General features: G+C 46.4%; 11 protein-coding genes. 10 read left to right on the forward strand and 1 reads right to left on the reverse strand.

From position 1 onward, the window contains the following. Positions 1-126 precede the first annotated feature (126 nt). From adhE to ACWXW9_RS09140, 8 genes are all read left to right on the forward strand, one after another. Positions 127-2,739, forward strand: coding sequence for a bifunctional acetaldehyde-CoA/alcohol dehydrogenase (adhE, locus tag ACWXW9_RS09105; protein ID WP_494929135.1), 2,613 nt, complete (start codon positions 127-129; stop codon positions 2,737-2,739). 327 nt (positions 2,740-3,066) lie between these two features. Next, positions 3,067-5,328 carry a formate C-acetyltransferase gene (gene pflB, locus ACWXW9_RS09110; RefSeq protein WP_494929136.1) on the forward strand — a complete coding sequence of 754 codons (2,262 nt, stop codon included), beginning with the start codon at positions 3,067-3,069 and terminating at the stop codon, positions 5,326-5,328. A gap of 65 nt (positions 5,329-5,393) precedes the next feature. Further along, complete coding sequence (pflA, locus tag ACWXW9_RS09115) at positions 5,394-6,152, forward strand: pyruvate formate-lyase-activating protein (protein ID WP_149093517.1); 759 nt, start codon at positions 5,394-5,396, stop codon at positions 6,150-6,152. Positions 6,153-6,371: 219 nt separating this feature from the next. After that, a complete protein-coding gene (locus tag ACWXW9_RS09120; protein ID WP_494929137.1) occupies positions 6,372-8,591 on the forward strand; it encodes a copper amine oxidase N-terminal domain-containing protein in 2,220 nt (739 codons plus the stop codon). Positions 8,592-8,842: 251 nt separating this feature from the next. Then, positions 8,843-9,334, forward strand: coding sequence for a Fur family transcriptional regulator (locus ACWXW9_RS09125; RefSeq protein ID WP_494929138.1), 492 nt, complete (start codon positions 8,843-8,845; stop codon positions 9,332-9,334). A gap of 1 nt (position 9,335) precedes the next feature. After that, positions 9,336-9,626: a membrane protein insertion efficiency factor YidD gene (gene yidD, locus ACWXW9_RS09130; protein WP_025683349.1), complete on the forward strand. Its 291-nt coding sequence runs from the start codon at positions 9,336-9,338 to the stop codon at positions 9,624-9,626. Between the two features lie 419 nt (positions 9,627-10,045). Next, the gene (gene metG, locus ACWXW9_RS09135) at positions 10,046-12,064 is read left to right on the forward strand and encodes a methionine--tRNA ligase (RefSeq protein WP_494929139.1); all 2,019 of its coding nucleotides are present in this window, start codon (positions 10,046-10,048) and stop codon (positions 12,062-12,064) included. A gap of 150 nt (positions 12,065-12,214) precedes the next feature. After that, on the forward strand, positions 12,215-12,931 hold the full coding sequence (locus ACWXW9_RS09140) for a cytochrome c biogenesis CcdA family protein (protein ID WP_494929171.1): 717 nt from the start codon (positions 12,215-12,217) through the stop codon (positions 12,929-12,931). Here ACWXW9_RS09140 and splB read toward each other — a convergent pair. Then, positions 12,924-13,988 carry a spore photoproduct lyase gene (gene splB, locus ACWXW9_RS09145; protein WP_494929140.1) on the reverse strand — a complete coding sequence of 355 codons (1,065 nt, stop codon included), beginning with the start codon at positions 13,986-13,988 and terminating at the stop codon, positions 12,924-12,926. The genes ACWXW9_RS09140 and splB overlap by 8 nt on opposite strands. Positions 13,989-14,240: 252 nt before the next feature. On the opposite strand from splB, the gene mntR reads away from it, so the two are divergent. Further along, positions 14,241-14,666, forward strand: a complete 426-nt coding sequence (gene mntR, locus ACWXW9_RS09150; protein WP_007430946.1) for a transcriptional regulator MntR — start codon at positions 14,241-14,243, stop codon at positions 14,664-14,666. A gap of 137 nt (positions 14,667-14,803) precedes the next feature. Beyond that, entirely contained in the window at positions 14,804-16,540 is a 1,737-nt protein-coding gene (locus tag ACWXW9_RS09155; RefSeq protein ID WP_494929141.1) for a family 10 glycosylhydrolase, read from the forward strand. The last annotated feature ends 29 nt before the right edge of the window (positions 16,541-16,569 follow it).

The raw sequence follows: 16,569 nt of genomic DNA on the forward strand, positions 1-16,569 counted from the left end.
TAATTCACTTCATAAAATAAAATTTTAAATATATTGTGAAAAAAATCACAATATATCTTGAAAAGCTGTGTTACGATCAGTGCGTGAACAAGAGATAGTACACGAGATAACAGGAGGATGAGGGAAATGGCTGTTAAAAACGAGGTTATCCAAAAAGAGCAAAGCGCTGAGCAGTATATTCAAACGCTGATTGACCGGGCGAACCGGGCACAGAAGGCTTTCATGAGTATGAATCAGGAGCAGATTGACGAAATCGTACAAGCTATGGCAATCGCAGGGATGGATAAGCACATGCATCTGGCGAAGCTGGCTGTTGAAGAAACAGGACGCGGTGTGTATGAGGACAAAATCATTAAAAACATGTTTGCAACAGAATATGTCTATCATAGTATCAAAAATGAAAAAACCGTTGGTGTCATTGAAGATAATGACTTTGACAGTTTTCAAAAAATAGCAGAGCCCGTCGGCATCATTATGGGGATTACTCCAGTGACTAATCCGACTTCAACTACAATGTTCAAAGCGTTGATTGCTATAAAAACACGTAATCCGATCATCTTCGGTTTCCATCCATCCGCTCAATCGTGTAGTGCGGAAGCAGCTCGCGTTTTGCTTGAAGCAGCCGTCAAACATGGTGCTCCGGCCGATTGTATTCAATGGATTGAAGCTCCATCAATGGATAAGACAAATTCACTCATGAATCATCAGGATGTGGCGCTGATTCTGGCAACTGGTGGATCAGGCATGGTTAAGGCGGCGTATAGCTGCGGTAAACCGGCTCTGGGTGTAGGCCCAGGTAACGTGCCTTGCTTTATTGAAAAAACAGCAGACATCAAGCAGGCCGTGAACGATCTCATCCTCTCCAAATCTTTTGACAACGGTATGATCTGTGCTTCCGAGCAAGCGGTTATTATCGAAGAGCCAATCTTCGAACAAGTGAAAAAATTGATGATCGCTAACGGCTGCTATTTTGTAAATAAAGAAGAAGCAGCAAAGCTCACTCAAGGAGCTATGAATGTAGAGAAATGTGCAGTGAACCCGGCCATCGTCGGACAGTCTGCTGTAAAAATTGCTGAAATGAGTGGTATCACAGTACCAGCAGGAACTAAAATTTTGGTCGCTGAGATTGAAGGGGTAGGAACAAAATTCCCATTGTCTGCGGAAAAATTGAGTCCTGTATTGGCTTGCTATAAAGTGAAAAATGCGGAACAAGGTATTCAACGCGCTGCTGAAGTCGTGGAATTCGGGGGCATGGGCCACTCGTCCGCTATTCATTCGAACGATGAGGACGTTATCGCTCGGTTCGCAAACCGTTTGCAAACAGGCCGTATCATTGTAAATTCGCCTTCCACACATGGTGCGATCGGTGACCTCTACAACACCAACCTTCCATCACTGACACTTGGTTGTGGTTCGTACGGACGTAACTCGACTTCGTCGAACGTATCGGCAGTCAACTTGATTAATGTGAAAAGGGTGGCGAAACGTACGGTGAATATGCAATGGTTCAAAGTACCTTCCAAAATTTATTTTGAAAAAAATTCGACTCAGTATCTTGCTAAAATGCCTGATATCACACGTGTAGCCATTATCACAGACCCTATGATGGTGAAACTCGGATATGTGGATCGTGTCATTCATTATTTACACCAACGCCAAACACCGGTAGCTATCGAAGTGTTCTCGGAAGTAGAGCCAGATCCATCGACAGTTACAGTAGAACGTGGTACTGAAATGATGAGACGTTTCCAACCGGATTGCATCATCGCACTGGGCGGCGGTTCGCCAATGGATGCTGCCAAAGGCATGTGGATGTTCTATGAATACCCAGATACTGATTTCAACAATCTGAAACAAAAATTTATGGATATCCGCAAACGGATTTACAAGTACCCACGTCTGGGTCAAAAAGCGCAATTTGTAGCCATTCCTACAACCTCGGGTACAGGTTCGGAAGTTACATCGTTCGCAGTTATTACAGACAAAAATCAGGGCAACACGAAGTATCCGCTGGCTGACTATGAGCTGACTCCTGATGTGGCAATTATTGACCCTGAGTTTGTATATTCGCTGCCTAAAACGGCTGTAGCGGATACAGGTATGGACGTTCTGACACATGCCATTGAGGCTTACGTGTCTGTAATGGCTAGTGACTACACAGATGGTCTGGCGATTAAAGCTATTCAACTGGTATTCCAATACCTGGAGCAATCGGCTCTGACTGGCGACAAGCTGGCTCGTGAAAAAATGCATAATGCTTCCACACTGGCAGGGATGGCGTTTGCCAATGCGTTCCTGGGCATTAACCATAGCCTTGCGCACAAATGGGGCGGACAATATCACACAGCCCACGGCCGTACGAATGCCATTTTGTTACCACACGTCATTCGCTATAATGCGAAAAAACCGACAAAATTCGCTTCGTTCCCTAAATATTCGCACTTTGTTGCGGATGAGCGTTATGCAGAAATTGCACGCATACTGGGACTGCCTGCACGTACGACTGAAGAAGGGGTTAATAGCCTGATTGAAGCGATCCGCAAGCTGAACAAAACACTCGGTATCGAGGAATCGTTCCAGCAAATCGGCTTCGATGCGAAGGATTTTGAATCGCGTGTAGATTATCTGGCTGACCGCGCTTTTGAGGATCAATGTACAACTGCGAATCCGAAGCTGCCGCTGGTTACCGAATTGGCTGATGTATACCGCAATGCCTTCTACGGACGTTTTGACCAATAATATATAGGTACGAAGAGGCTTGTAACTAAGCATTTTCCCGTTCAATACCAATGCAGGCTCTCTATATAGAGGGCCTGTTGGTTTGGGAAGGGAGGTGAACGGCAAGGATAAAGGTACGGGCGTAATCGCCAGGGAAAATAAAGTGATAAATGTCACCTATATTGTGATTTTTGTCACATACTACACTCTATCATTATTCTACAATAAGGGTGTAAGAAAGGTCCCGACACTGAGCGTAAGGCATCGGTGAAAAGGCCGGGCTCGAGACACTATTTAATGTGAAAAAAATCACAAGTCCGGAAGACCAAACAATTTGGAGGGATTTACATGTCGGTGATTGAGAGAGAATTACAAGAGCAACAATCTGGCTGGAGAGGTTTTAAAAAAGGCAAATGGACTAAAGAAGTCAACGTCAACGATTTTATTGAAACCAATATCTTACCTTATGTCGGCAACGAAGAATTTCTGGTTGGCCCTACCGCCAACACAACTGCTCTGTGGGATATTGTATCTGATCTTACCAAAAAAGAGTTGGCAAACGGCGGCGTGCTTGATGTAGACGTAAATACGCCATCTACTATTATTTCACATAAGCCGGGTTATCTAGACCGGGATAAAGAACAAGTCGTTGGTGTACAAACAGACGCTCCATTCAAACGCTCCTTGCAGCCGTTTGGTGGAATCCGGATGATGATCGACGCTTGCAAAGCCTATGGCTTTGAAGTACCGCAAAGCATTGTTGATATCTTCACTCATATTCGTAAAACGCATAATCAGGGTGTATTCGACGCTTATACCGATGATATGAGAGCAGCTCGTAAAGCGGGTATTATCACTGGTTTGCCGGATGCATATGGTCGTGGACGCATTATCGGTGACTACCGTCGTGTAGCACTGTACGGTGCAGACTTCCTGATAAAAGACAAAAAGACTCAACTGAAAAGCCTTGAAGTGGATTCAATGGAAGAAGACGTAATTCGTCTGCGTGAAGAAATTTCCGAGCAAATTCGCGCTTTGAACGAGCTGAAACAAATGGCTGCTGAGCATGGTTTCGACATCTCAAAGCCTGCTAACAACGCGAAAGAAGCTTTCCAATGGGTGTATTTTGGCTATCTTGCAGCAATCAAAGAACAAAATGGTGCAGCAATGTCCTTAGGACGTGTATCTTCCTTCCTTGATATTTATACTCAACGGGATATGGAAGAAGGCGCAATGACAGAAGAGCAAGCACAAGAATTAGTCGATCATTTTGTTATGAAACTGCGTATTGTTAAATTCCTGCGCACACCTGACTATAATGAACTGTTCAGCGGAGATCCAACATGGGTAACTGAATCCATTGGCGGTATGTCCATTACTGGAGAAACTCGGGTTACTAAAAACAGCTTCCGTTTCTTGCACACCCTGTACAATTTGGGACCTGCACCGGAGCCAAACCTGACTGTACTGTGGTCAGAAAAATTGCCTGAGGGCTTCAAAAAATATTGTGCCAAAGTTTCTATTGAAACTAGCTCCATTCAGTATGAAAATGATGATCTGATGCGTCCGATTTATGGCGATGACTATGGTATCGCTTGTTGTGTATCGGCAATGAAAATCGGTAAACAAATGCAATTCTTTGGTGCCCGTGCCAACTTGGCTAAAGCTTTGTTGTATGCCATCAACGGTGGTGTGGATGAAAAATCAGGTGCTCAAGTGGGTCCTGAATATCCTGCAATTACAGGTGAAGTGTTGGATTACGAGGAAGTGCTGAGCCGCTTCAAGCCAATGATGGAATGGTTGGCAAAATTGTACATGAACACTTTGAACGTTATTCACTACATGCATGACAAGTACAGCTACGAACGGATTGAAATGGCACTGCATGACCGTGATATTGTCCGTACGATGGCTTGTGGTATTGCTGGTCTGTCCGTTGCTGCCGATTCCCTGAGCGCCATTAAACATGCGAAGGTTAAACCGATCCGTAACGAAAAAGGCATCGCCATTGACTTTGAAATCGAAGGGGAATACCCTTGCTACGGTAATAACGATGATCGTGTAGATAACATCGCAGTAGAACTGGTAGAGTCCTTCATGGGCATGATCCGCAAGCACAAAGCTTACCGGAATGCGGTTCCTACTCAATCTGTACTGACCATTACTTCCAACGTGGTGTACGGTAAGAAAACAGGTACAACACCGGATGGACGTAAAGCTGGCGAACCGTTTGCACCAGGTGCGAACCCAATGCACGGACGCGACAAAAAAGGTGCTTTGGCTTCCCTTAGCTCCGTAGCTAAGTTGCCTTACGAGCACAGTCTGGATGGTATCTCGAATACCTTCTCCATCGTGCCTAAAGCCCTGGGTAAAGAAGAAGAAACACGCAAAACGAATCTCGTTTCCATGATGGATGGCTACTTTGGAAGCCATGCGCATCATCTGAACGTCAACGTGTTTGCTCGTGAACAATTGCTGGATGCGATGGATCACCCAGAAAACTATCCACAGCTTACAATTCGTGTATCGGGTTATGCCGTTAACTTTATCAAGCTGACTCGTGAACAACAGTTGGATGTTATTAACCGTACTTTCCACGGTACAATGTAACAAAGCTTTACGTATCATATATTACAACGACGCACGCATAGCGGATGCGGGAAGGAAGATGCAACATGCTGAAAGGTCACATACACTCATTGGAAACCTTCGGGACCGTAGATGGTCCCGGCATCCGCTTCGTGCTTTTTATGCAAGGATGCTTGTTAAAATGTCAATATTGCCACAACCCGGACACCTGGGCTTTAAATGAAGGCAATCCAATGACACTGAAGGAGGTATTGGCTGAAATTGAGCCATATTTAGCCTACTACCGTTCTTCGGGAGGCGGTTTGACCGTATCCGGTGGAGAACCGACACTGCAAGCTCATTTTGTAGCAGAGCTGTTCAAAGAAGTGAAGCAACGCTGGAATTTGCACACGACGCTGGACAGTAACGGTTTTAATGACGCAGGCCGTATCCAAGAACTGCTGGACGTAACGGACTTGGTGTTGCTGGATATTAAGCATATTGACAACGACAAGCATATTAAGCTTACAGGCAAGTCCAACGATCGTATGCTAAGTACGGCACGCTGGTTGTCTGAACAAGGGCGCAAGATGTGGATTAGACATGTCTTTGTACCGGGTATTCATGATGACGAGCAGGATCTGCTGAATTTGGGTCGGTTTATAGGAACGTTGAACGGAGTCGAAAAGTTCGAAATTTTACCCTACCACCAAATGGGTGTATACAAGTGGGAAATGCTCGGCAAGGCGTATCCGCTGGAAGGGGTTCCGTCCCCCACAGAAGAAGAGGTTCAACGGGCCTACCGTCTCATTGAAGAGGGCCGCATGGAGACCGCAGGGACAAATGTCGTCGGTCGTTCGTCATAATGTTGAATGGCCTTTAAATTACTTTCTGGTTATGAACCGCCGCCCATCAGGTCAGATGGGGCGGCGGTTTTTTGTTATAAAATTTCTTGCAGCGACAGGAGGAAGTTCCCTTTTTTTCATGTTCAGCAAAATTCCCAGCAACTTTTGGACAACAGCTGCGTCTAATAGTATGACTTTTTACGGGAATGATAATAATTTGGTAATAGAAGGAGACAGAGAATGAATTTCAAGAAATGGACCATGCTCACCGCGCTTGCGGTAGCTCAGGTGGCCGCAGTAGCCCCTGTAGGAGCAGAAGCAGTATCCACTGTTCAATCCACCGATTCGGTTAGCGGACAGCAGGCTCAGGCCAATGTCACAGATTCCGGCGTTCAGAATAGCATCGGGGGACAAGATAGCACTGGAACACAAAATGACACGGTGACACCTGATAACACAGGCGTATCCAATGATCCTTTGTCTGGCTTGCCGACGGATACAACCAACGGATCGAACGTATCCAATGATGTATACGGTGGAGACGGAACGATCACCAACCCTGGCGGTTCTCCAACATCCATGAGTGCAAATCAACTGATTTTGTATTTGAACAGCGCAAAAATGGAACAAAACGGACAGGTGTACACGGCGACTCAGCCGATGACAGTCAAGGACGGCGTTTCTTATGTAGCTATCCGTTCGCTTGTCAGCCGCGTCGGATTACAGTTTAGTTATGACACTGCTACCAAGGAAACCGTTATCACCCAAGGTACAAACGTGCTGCGCTTCAAGACTGACAGCAAGGTTTACACCGTTAATGGCGAAGCTAGACAAATGAAGGGGCCGGCATTCCAGCAAAAGAACGTATTTATGGTGCCATTGACGTCTATTACACAGGCCTTAAATATTCCTTATACTGTAAATAATACAACAAAACAGGTTATTATGGATTTGAATCAAAAGCCTAAAGCTTCCTTCACAGTTCAGCAAAAAGATATCTATGCGGGCGAAACCCAAGTTACGTATTTGACGAAGGAATCTTCTCCTACAGGTCTTCCGATTGTGAATCAACGTTGGGAAGGCAAGCAGGACGTATTTCAGGAGCCAGGTACATATGTAGTTACCTATTCCGTTCTTGACTCCGCAGGGAACTGGAGTGATCCATACTCAGTTACGATTACGGTAAGACCGCCGAATCAGCCGCCAGTGGCTCTGTTTACAACAGATAAAAAAGAATACAAAATGGGTGAAAAAATCACGATCACGGATCTGAGTACGGATGATGAAAATGCGATCACCAAACGTGATTGGGTGAATAAGAAACTGGCATTTTTCGAACCGGGTGATGTGACCATTACGCTGACCGTGACTGATAAGCATGGTGCAACAGGTACTGTAAGCGAAACGATTAAAATTACGAATGAATTGCTGTACAACGAAGATGATTTTAACAAAATCTTCACGCCTTATGGTGATAAATACAGTGTGGACGGCAGTCAGGTGCCTACCATGGCTACTATACCTTTAACCAGTACATCTTCACCACGTCTTCTGATCCGTGCTAACAGCCCGGAACGTGTATTCCAGGATGGTATTGTGTATCAGGAAATGGGATCGGGCAGCACACGTGTACTCGTCCATCATGTGAATGAAACGGGCCGAGATGTGAAAATGTACGTAATCGCGACAAACAATAATATTACTGCTGCTAATATGAACGTCGAAAATTCCGGTTTTGCCGGACCATCTGAGTTTGCAACCGCTGCGGGTAAAGTTTCGATCCAACGGTATTTTCAATCTATGCAGGATGGAAGCAAACGCTCCAGCACAGTCTTGAATCCGGGCGAAAGCCGCGTTATTTTACAGGATTTGAGCGCGCAAAAAATTAAGCAAAAACAGGTTATTTCTCTCTTGTCTGACCTGTATACAGATCAACCGATCCAATACACAGTTATTGTGCTAGATGCAAATGTAGATCCACTGACCGTAATGCCTACCTTGGCAAAACTGCCTAAGGATGGAATTCATAACCGCGGAACATACGCTAATTCCGATATCTCGCTTGAATATACAGAAGAGGTTGGTAAAACAGCTCAGCGTATCGTTCTTGGAGATAATAAGACTGACCCGAACCTGATTGGTACGGATGGTCTGGACGGTTCTTCTGCCTCCAATGCGGGTAACTTTGGTGTTGTATACAAAATCAAGCTGGACCATGTAGCGCCGTATTCCCTGATTACATTTAACCCGCGTGGTGGTGAATACTCCGGCTATGCTATGGTGAACAATCAGGTTGTGGGTATCCCGACAAACGGCGCTGTATGGGCTCCGAATGAGATGAGTGTGCTGTATCGTACAGGTCATATCGAGGAAAGTGTAGAGATGTATTTCACTGCGGCGGCGGGTAGTAACTTGCCAGTTTCCGTGGTAGTTATGCCATTACCAGCTATTAAAAATTAATATGAATATCCGGTTTTGTTTATCGGCTTAGACCGAAAGGGTCTCATCATTCACCGTTTAAAGTCAGATCACTTACAGAATAAAGGCGTTCTCCTGCTGCGGATTCAGTTCCAGTACAGGAGAACGTTTTTTCTTTATCAAGAGCGCGAATATCTCTTATAACTTTGACTTTAATCGTGGTATAATAAGTAGATGCAAGCCTAAGCCTGCATCAGAAAACCTGAAACTACAGACAGGGGAGGGTGAAACGCATGCTGACAAAGGATGAGATTATCGCAACAATGTCCGCTCAGGGGCTGCGTATTACGGATCAGCGCAAGACGCTGGCCACGTTATTTTCCGAGAATGAAGGGTATCTGTCCCCCAAAGACGTTTATGAATATATGGGTAAAAAATACAGCGGACTCAGCTTCGACACCGTTTATCGTAATTTGCGTGTAATGCAGGAATTGGGTGTGCTGGAGCAGGTATCTTTTGAGGATGGAATGAAGTTCAAGGTGAGCTGCAATGAGCATCATCACCACCACCATATGATTTGCTTGAGCTGTCAGAAAACATTACCGATCTCTTTCTGCCCGATGCAGATGACAGATACGACAGATCAGTTCCAAATCGTCGAGCACAAGTTTGAAATTTTCGGCTATTGCAAGGAATGTCAGGAAAAGAACGGGCACACAGAAGCCAATTCTAAAGGGGGATACAAACAGGCGAGCGGTCACACTCACATCCACGGAGGCTACTGAAATGAAGATTACCACACGAAGAGTGGTTCAAGCTCCGATTAAGTTATACCGATCCTATATTTCACCATTAAAGCCACCGACCTGCCGCTTCTATCCGACGTGCTCACAGTACGCGCTGGAGGCGGTGGAGGTGCATGGAGCGCTCAAGGGCTCCTGGCTGGCCGCCAAACGTATAGCGAAGTGTCATCCCTTTCATCCAGGTGGTGTAGATCTGGTGCCTCCTGCTAAAAAGAGGGCAAATAGATCTGACGAAGATCGTTTTGCTGATCGTGCCGGGAAGGGCTTGACTTGACATAGCTATGCGCGTTTGGTTATATTTTGGATAATAATGTTTTCCTGCGAAGGGATGAGTAGGGTCAACCGTCCAGTACAGAGAGCCGGGGTTAGCTGCAAACCGGTCTGGAACGAAGCCTGAATATGGTCCTGGAGGAACCTTTTTCGAGCGTGTTTGCCACCAGTTCAATGGTTATAGGGCGAACGACCGTAAGGGAAAGGCGTGATCCAGCGTTAATGGGCGGTCAGAGTGACCGGTGAAGCCTGTAGTCTGCGAGGATACGGGAAATTTGGGTGGTAACGCGTGAGGTGACTCTCGTCCCATAGGGGCGGGGGTCTTTTTTGTGCCCAATTAGTGTGAAAAGCATGAATTGGAGTACCAAATTCAAGGGAGCATGTCTTATTTCGCTGCCGTGAACAAAACAGGAGGCAATACACATGTCCAATGAGAAAACATTTTACATTACGACACCGATTTATTATCCAAGCGACAAGCTACATATCGGTCATGCGTACACTACGGTAGCCGGAGATGCAATGGCCCGCTACAAACGGCTGCGCGGCTACGAGGTGCGCTATTTGACGGGAACGGATGAGCATGGTCAGAAGATTGAGCAAAAGGCGAGTGCGGCTGGCAAAACACCGCAACATTTTGTTGACGATATTGTGGCAGGGATTCAGGATTTATGGCGGAAGCTCGACATTTCCAATGACGATTTTATCCGCACAACGGAAGAGCGTCACAAGAACGTAGTACAGGAAATTTTTGATCGCTTGCTCAAGCAAGGGGACATTTACAAAGGGGAATATGAAGGCTGGTACAGCATTCCTGACGAGACTTACTACACAGAAACTCAACTGGTTGACGTGGTGAAGGATGCGGAAGGCAATGTAGCTGGAGGTAAAAGCCCGGACAGCGGACACCCTGTAGAACTGGTCAAGGAAGAGTGTTACTTTTTCCGTATGAGCAAGTATGCTGATCGTTTGCTGCAATTTTATGAGGAGAACCCGCAATTTATCCAGCCGGAATCCCGTAAAAAAGAGATGATTAACAACTTCATCAAGCCGGGGCTGGAGGATTTGGCTGTATCTCGTACAACCTTTGACTGGGGCGTTAAGGTGAAGGGTGATCCGAAGCATGTCGTATACGTGTGGATTGATGCGCTCTCCAACTACATTACAGCCCTGGGCTATGGTTCCTCCAATACCGAGCTGTACGATAAATTTTGGCCTGCCAATGTGCATATCGTAGGGAAGGAAATTGTACGGTTCCATACGATTTACTGGCCAATCATGCTGATGGCGCTAGACCTCCCGTTGCCTAAAAAAGTATTTGCACACGGCTGGTTACTTATGAAGGACGGTAAAATGTCCAAGTCCAAAGGTAACGTCGTAGACCCTGTAACGCTGATTGACCGCTATGGTCTGGATCAACTTCGTTACTACTTGCTGCGTGAGGTGCCTTTTGGTGCGGATGGAACTTTTACACCGGAAAGTTTTGTGGATCGGGTCAATTCTGATTTGGCGAATGATCTGGGTAATTTGTTGAATCGTACCGTAGCGATGGTAGACAAATATTTTGAAGGCAAGGTTCCGGCTTATGAAGCGAATGTAACAGCATTCGACGGGGCTTTGGAAGAAATGGCAACAGCGACTTACAGTAAAGTGGAAGAAGCGATGGAAAACATGGAGTTTTCCGTGGCGTTGACGGGGATTAGTCAATTTATTAGCCGCAGCAACAAGTATATTGACGAAACACAACCATGGAACCTGGCCAAGGATGAGAACAAGCGCCGTGATCTGGCATCCGTTATGGTGCATCTGGTAGAAAGCCTGCGTATTGCGTCTATTTTGCTCCAACCGTTCTTGACCCGTGCCCCGCATAAAATTTGGGAACAACTGGGCATCAAGGAAGGCGAACTGACTGCATGGGACAGCGGCAAGCAGTTTGGTCGCATGCCGGAAGGAACGCAACTGGTCAAAGGCAATCCCATCTTCCCGCGTCTGGATTCAGAGCAGGAGGTTGCTTTCATCGTGGAAGCGATGACGGGCGGCAAGAAGGCGGAGGAAGCTACTGCGCAGGTTCAACCGCAGAATGCGGCGGAGGCGGGCCAAGAAGCGCCAGAGGCGAAGGAAGAGATTGGTATTGAGGACTTTGCCAAGGTAGAACTGCGCGTCGCTCAGGTTATCGCCTGTGAGCCTGTGAAGAAGGCCGATAAGCTGTTGAAGATTCAGCTTGATCTTGGTTATGAGCAACGTCAGGTGGTATCGGGCATTGCCAAGTTCTATACGCCGGAGGACATGGTTGGACGCAAGGTGATTTGTGTGACCAATCTTAAGCCTGTGAAGCTGCGCGGGGAACTTTCTCAAGGAATGATTTTGGCAGCATCGCACGGAGATCAGCTTACGCTAGCTACAGTACCGGAAAGTATGCCTAACGGCGCGATTGTAAAATAAATAAAGCTCGTCATGAGCGTATGTCTTTCGGCTTGTATGCCGGGGCATACGCTTTTTGGGTTGCAACATATTTGGCTGCTTCCTCACGTATGTTTTAGTAATAGGGCTTGTATGCTCGTGTTTACTTAAGACAGACGGGAGGACGTCATGATGACGGATGTTAACGCCGGGCTGGCGATCATAGCGGGACTGGTTTCTTTTTTCTCACCTTGCTGTTTGCCACTGTACCCCTCTTATTTATCTTATATGACGGGTATGTCGGCACGTGAACTGGCCGAAGGGCGGCATAAGGCTGAGGTACGTTATCGTACGATGGGACATACCCTAGCTTTTGTGCTGGGCTTTTCCGTAGTGTTCTATTCCTTGGGTGCAAGTGTAGGGTGGCTTGGAGAATGGTTTGGCAATTATAAGGATACGCTAAGGGTAGTTGCGGGGCTATTGATCTTGGTGATGGGGCTGGTATCACTTGGCGTAGTGCAGCCTTTGATTTTGATGAGGGAGCATAAGTTTCGCTGGACATGGAAGCCTGCCGGTTACGCCGGTTCCTTTGTGATCGGAATCGGGTTTGCGGCAGGCTGGTCTCCCTGTATCGGTCCCATGCTGACAGCTATTATTGCCTTGGCGGCAGTAGAGCATCATACCTGGTTCAAGCTGGTCACAGGCTACGCGCTTGGTTTTGCGATTCCATTTTTTGCATTGGCTTTACTGGCTGGCTCTGTTCGTCTATCCTCACGTTACACGTCAATTATCGTCAAAACAGGAGGTATACTGCTGATCATTACCGGGGTTTTACTAGTAACAGATCATATGACGGATGTAACGCTGTATTTACAGCGGATAGCGCCGGATTGGATGCTGGTTATGTGAAATATTCAATACGACTTAATGGAAAATGTTCAAAAATGCGCTCTGTGATAAATTCTCGCAGTGCGTTTTGCTGTTCATCGGGATAAACGTATTTGTTCTGTCCCCAACGTCCCCATTTTTTCTTACGTTTCTCCATGTCCATTTCCAGCTTGGTTTTTGGATAACGCTTCTCGATCACAGCCTTGGACGTTTTGGTAAAACGGTGCTGGATCAATTCGAACGTCAGATCATTTGTGGCATCCTGAGGCAAGGTTTCACTCAATTTGCGCAGCAGTTCGCCATATCCTTCTTCCCAGCCGTCATACCAGATGATTGGCGCAATAATAAAACCTAGCGGATAACCGGCTCGGGCGATTTTACCTGCCGCTTCAATGCGTTCCTCGAAGCGCGAAGTCGCAGGCTCAAACTGTTTAATAACATAATCGGAATTAATGCTAAACCGGATGCGGGTATGACCATTATGCTTAATATCCAGTAGCGGATCGACATGATGATATTTGGTAACAAAACGCAGGCGACCAAATTCTTCATCTGCCATAAAACGAATCAATTCTCCGAGCGATCCGGTGATATGCTCCAAACCGACCGGGTCGGAGGTACAGGCTGCTTCAAAACGAGTAATTTCAGGCGCACGTTCCTCGATATAGCCTTTAGCTGCCGATAAGATATCATCGGTATTGACATAGACGCGTATATACGGCTTTGCCCCTAATGTCGTTTGCAAATAACAATAGTGGCAGTGTCCCATACATCCGGTCGAAATGGGAATGGCGTATTCAGCAGAGGGCTTCGACTGGTCGAAAGTTAGCGTTTTGCGAATACCGACGACCAACGTCTTTTTCGCCATTCGATACTTTTCAACTTCGGTTTCGCCCGGTAAATTGGTAATCCGGTTATGGGATGTGGTCATACGATACGGAATGTCTTTGACTTTTACCCAATCCATAATACGCTGACCCTTGGGATAATTCAGTGCGTCCGGTTCAAAGAATACCAGATCAGGCACGAACGGTTTGGTTCCTTTGATTTTGACAGGAGTACGCTCAAGCGTGGACATAGGTAACGCTCCTTTCAGGAATAAAATCTCCAGTAGTAGCTCAGTTGTCCAACTTTACTCATGCCGTAGGGTAAACGATACAGGGACGCTATTAGTGTGCCCTGCTTAAATTGAACAAATCGTGGCAATAGCTGTGAGCGGGGGGATGAGACTTGCCAATAGGCAATGATAACATGTATCATTACATATGTAGGTTCAACGCAGGAAATGAAGGCGGTAGCGCCCGTTCAATAACAGAAAAGAGGGAAACAAGTGCCAACGCCAAGCATGGAAGATTATTTGGAGCGCATTTACCAACTGATTGATGAGAAGGGATACGCCCGTGTCTCGGATATCGCAGAAGGTCTGGAGGTCCATCCTTCGTCCGTTACCAAGATGATCCAGAAGCTGGATAAGGACGATTATCTCGTATATGAAAAATATCGGGGATTAATTTTGACACCCAAAGGGAAAAAGGTCGGCAAACGGCTGGTTGACCGCCACCAGTTACTAGAGCAATTTCTGGATATGATTGGGGTCGATAAGGACCTGATCTATAAAGATGTGGAAGGTATTGAGCACCATTTAAGCTGGGATTCCATCACCCGCATTGAGACATTGGTCGAATATTTCCGCCGGGATGAAGATCGTTTGCGCCAGCTTCACGATATACACAAGGAATTGAGTGGTGATTCCTGACAGGCATCGTCCGTAAGGACAGATGCTTTTTTATTTGTCTCTACCGCAACAAATACCCGGTTATTAGCGTCTATCCATTATATAGCAGGACAAGACAGGGGTTAAAAATTAACGGGGTTAGCGGAGGATAGTATCATATGAATTGGAAGAAAACATGGGCACTGGCTGCGGGTTTACTGTTAGCGGTGCAGACGGCAGTCGTGCCTGGAGCGCAAGCAGCTCCAAACGGAGAAATTGAAATTATATTGGACGGGCAAACGCTGCAAAGTGATGCGTCACCGTATATTGTACAAGGGGCCAACGTAACTATGGTACCTTTGCGGGTGATAAGTGAGGGACTAGGCGCTCAGGTCAACTGGTCAGCTTCGTCCAGTACAGTAACCATTACAGCACAGAACAAGAACATTTCTATGGAGAACGGTGGACAGAGTGCTACGGTGAATGGCAAGTCAGTTCGATTGGACGCATCTGCGCGTATGACGAGCGGAAGAGTCATGGTGCCGCTGCGTTTTGTCGGAGAAGAGTTGGGATTAAAAGTGGACTGGCAGGCTACAGAGCGAGTCATTACGTTAAGTAGCGGTAAAGAAGGTGCCTCCACAGGCGGAACAACATCTTCAGGTGGAGGCTCCAGCCCCAATACGTCCACACCTGATAATCAGGGAAGTGTAGGTACGAATCAGGGAATCGATGATGATGAGCAGGCGAGTGTCACCTCTCCGTCTACGTCAACCAATGAGGGCAGCTCCAATTCTTCGCAGGGAAATGTCGTGCAAGTGAAAGCTTCGACTTCCATGCGCGGGGCTTGGATTTCTACGATTAACGGGGATTGGCCTTCTTCCGCCGCCCGAAGCAGCACCGAGAAGCAAAAACAGGAATTTACCAAAATGCTTGATGATTTGCAGGGTATGGGTATTAATGCGGTTTTTGTTCAGGTCCGGGCCAGCGGTGATGCGCTGTATCCGTCCAATCTTGTGCCATGGAGCAAGTACCTGACGAACACCCAGGGGGAAAATCCGGGCTATGATCCTTTGAAATTTATGATTAGCGAATCTCACAAGCGGGGGATGGAGTTTCATGCCTGGTTTAACCCTTTCCGCGCCAATTCTACAGGAACGACCAGTGGTTTAGCTGCAAACCATGTGGCTAACCAGCATCCGGATTGGATCGTTAAGAATGGCAGTCAACTCTACATCAATCCGGGAATTCCTGCTGCTCGCCAGCATGTCATTGATGCGATTATGGAAGTTGTGGATGAATATGATATTGACGGTGTTCATTTAGACGACTATTTTTATCCATACAGCGGCACTTTTGATGATGATGCGACCTTTAAAGCGTATAACGCTAACAAAATCTCTGACAAAGGCGACTGGCGGCGAGATAATGTGAACAGCTTTGTCCGTGATCTGGGTAAAAGCATTCATGCAAGCAAGTCCAAAGTGCAGTTCGGGATTAGTCCTTTTGGTGTGTGGCGCAACAAGTCTCAAGACTTGACCGGATCAGATACCAAGGCTGGAGTTACAGCGTATGATACGACGTTTGCGGATGTACGTACCTGGATTAACAAAGGCTGGATTGATTATGTAGCTCCACAGATTTATTGGAGTATCGGTTTCCCGGCTGCTAGCTATGACAAGCTTGTGGCATGGTGGTCCAATGAGGTCAAAAATTCAGATGTTAAGCTGTACATCGGACATTCCCCCTATAAAATCGGCACTCCTGAAAAGGGTTGGCAATCCGCCGAAGAGTTGATTAAGCAACTCAAGCTGAACGAGAATTATAATCAGATTAAAGGGGATATTTATTTTAGCGCACAGCATTTACGGAAAAATCCGTACGGACTCATTCAGCTTCTTCAAAATTATTATCAATAATTATGTAAACTGGATCATATAGGTTCTAA

Source organism: Paenibacillus sp. LT-B23 (assembly GCF_059417685.1).

Coding starts and splice junctions, on each gene's coding strand:
- adhE (WP_494929135.1), top strand. CDS start 127: ATGGCTGTTAAAAACGAGGTTATCCAAAAAGAGCAAAGCGCTGAGCAG.
- pflB (WP_494929136.1), top strand. CDS start 3,067: ATGTCGGTGATTGAGAGAGAATTACAAGAGCAACAATCTGGCTGGAGA.
- pflA (WP_149093517.1), top strand. CDS start 5,394: ATGCTGAAAGGTCACATACACTCATTGGAAACCTTCGGGACCGTAGAT.
- ACWXW9_RS09120 (WP_494929137.1), top strand. CDS start 6,372: ATGAATTTCAAGAAATGGACCATGCTCACCGCGCTTGCGGTAGCTCAG.
- ACWXW9_RS09125 (WP_494929138.1), top strand. CDS start 8,843: ATGCTGACAAAGGATGAGATTATCGCAACAATGTCCGCTCAGGGGCTG.
- yidD (WP_025683349.1), top strand. CDS start 9,336: ATGAAGATTACCACACGAAGAGTGGTTCAAGCTCCGATTAAGTTATAC.
- metG (WP_494929139.1), top strand. CDS start 10,046: ATGTCCAATGAGAAAACATTTTACATTACGACACCGATTTATTATCCA.
- ACWXW9_RS09140 (WP_494929171.1), top strand. CDS start 12,215: ATGACGGATGTTAACGCCGGGCTGGCGATCATAGCGGGACTGGTTTCT.
- splB (WP_494929140.1), bottom strand. CDS start 13,988: ATGTCCACGCTTGAGCGTACTCCTGTCAAAATCAAAGGAACCAAACCG.
- ACWXW9_RS09155 (WP_494929141.1), top strand. CDS start 14,804: ATGAATTGGAAGAAAACATGGGCACTGGCTGCGGGTTTACTGTTAGCG.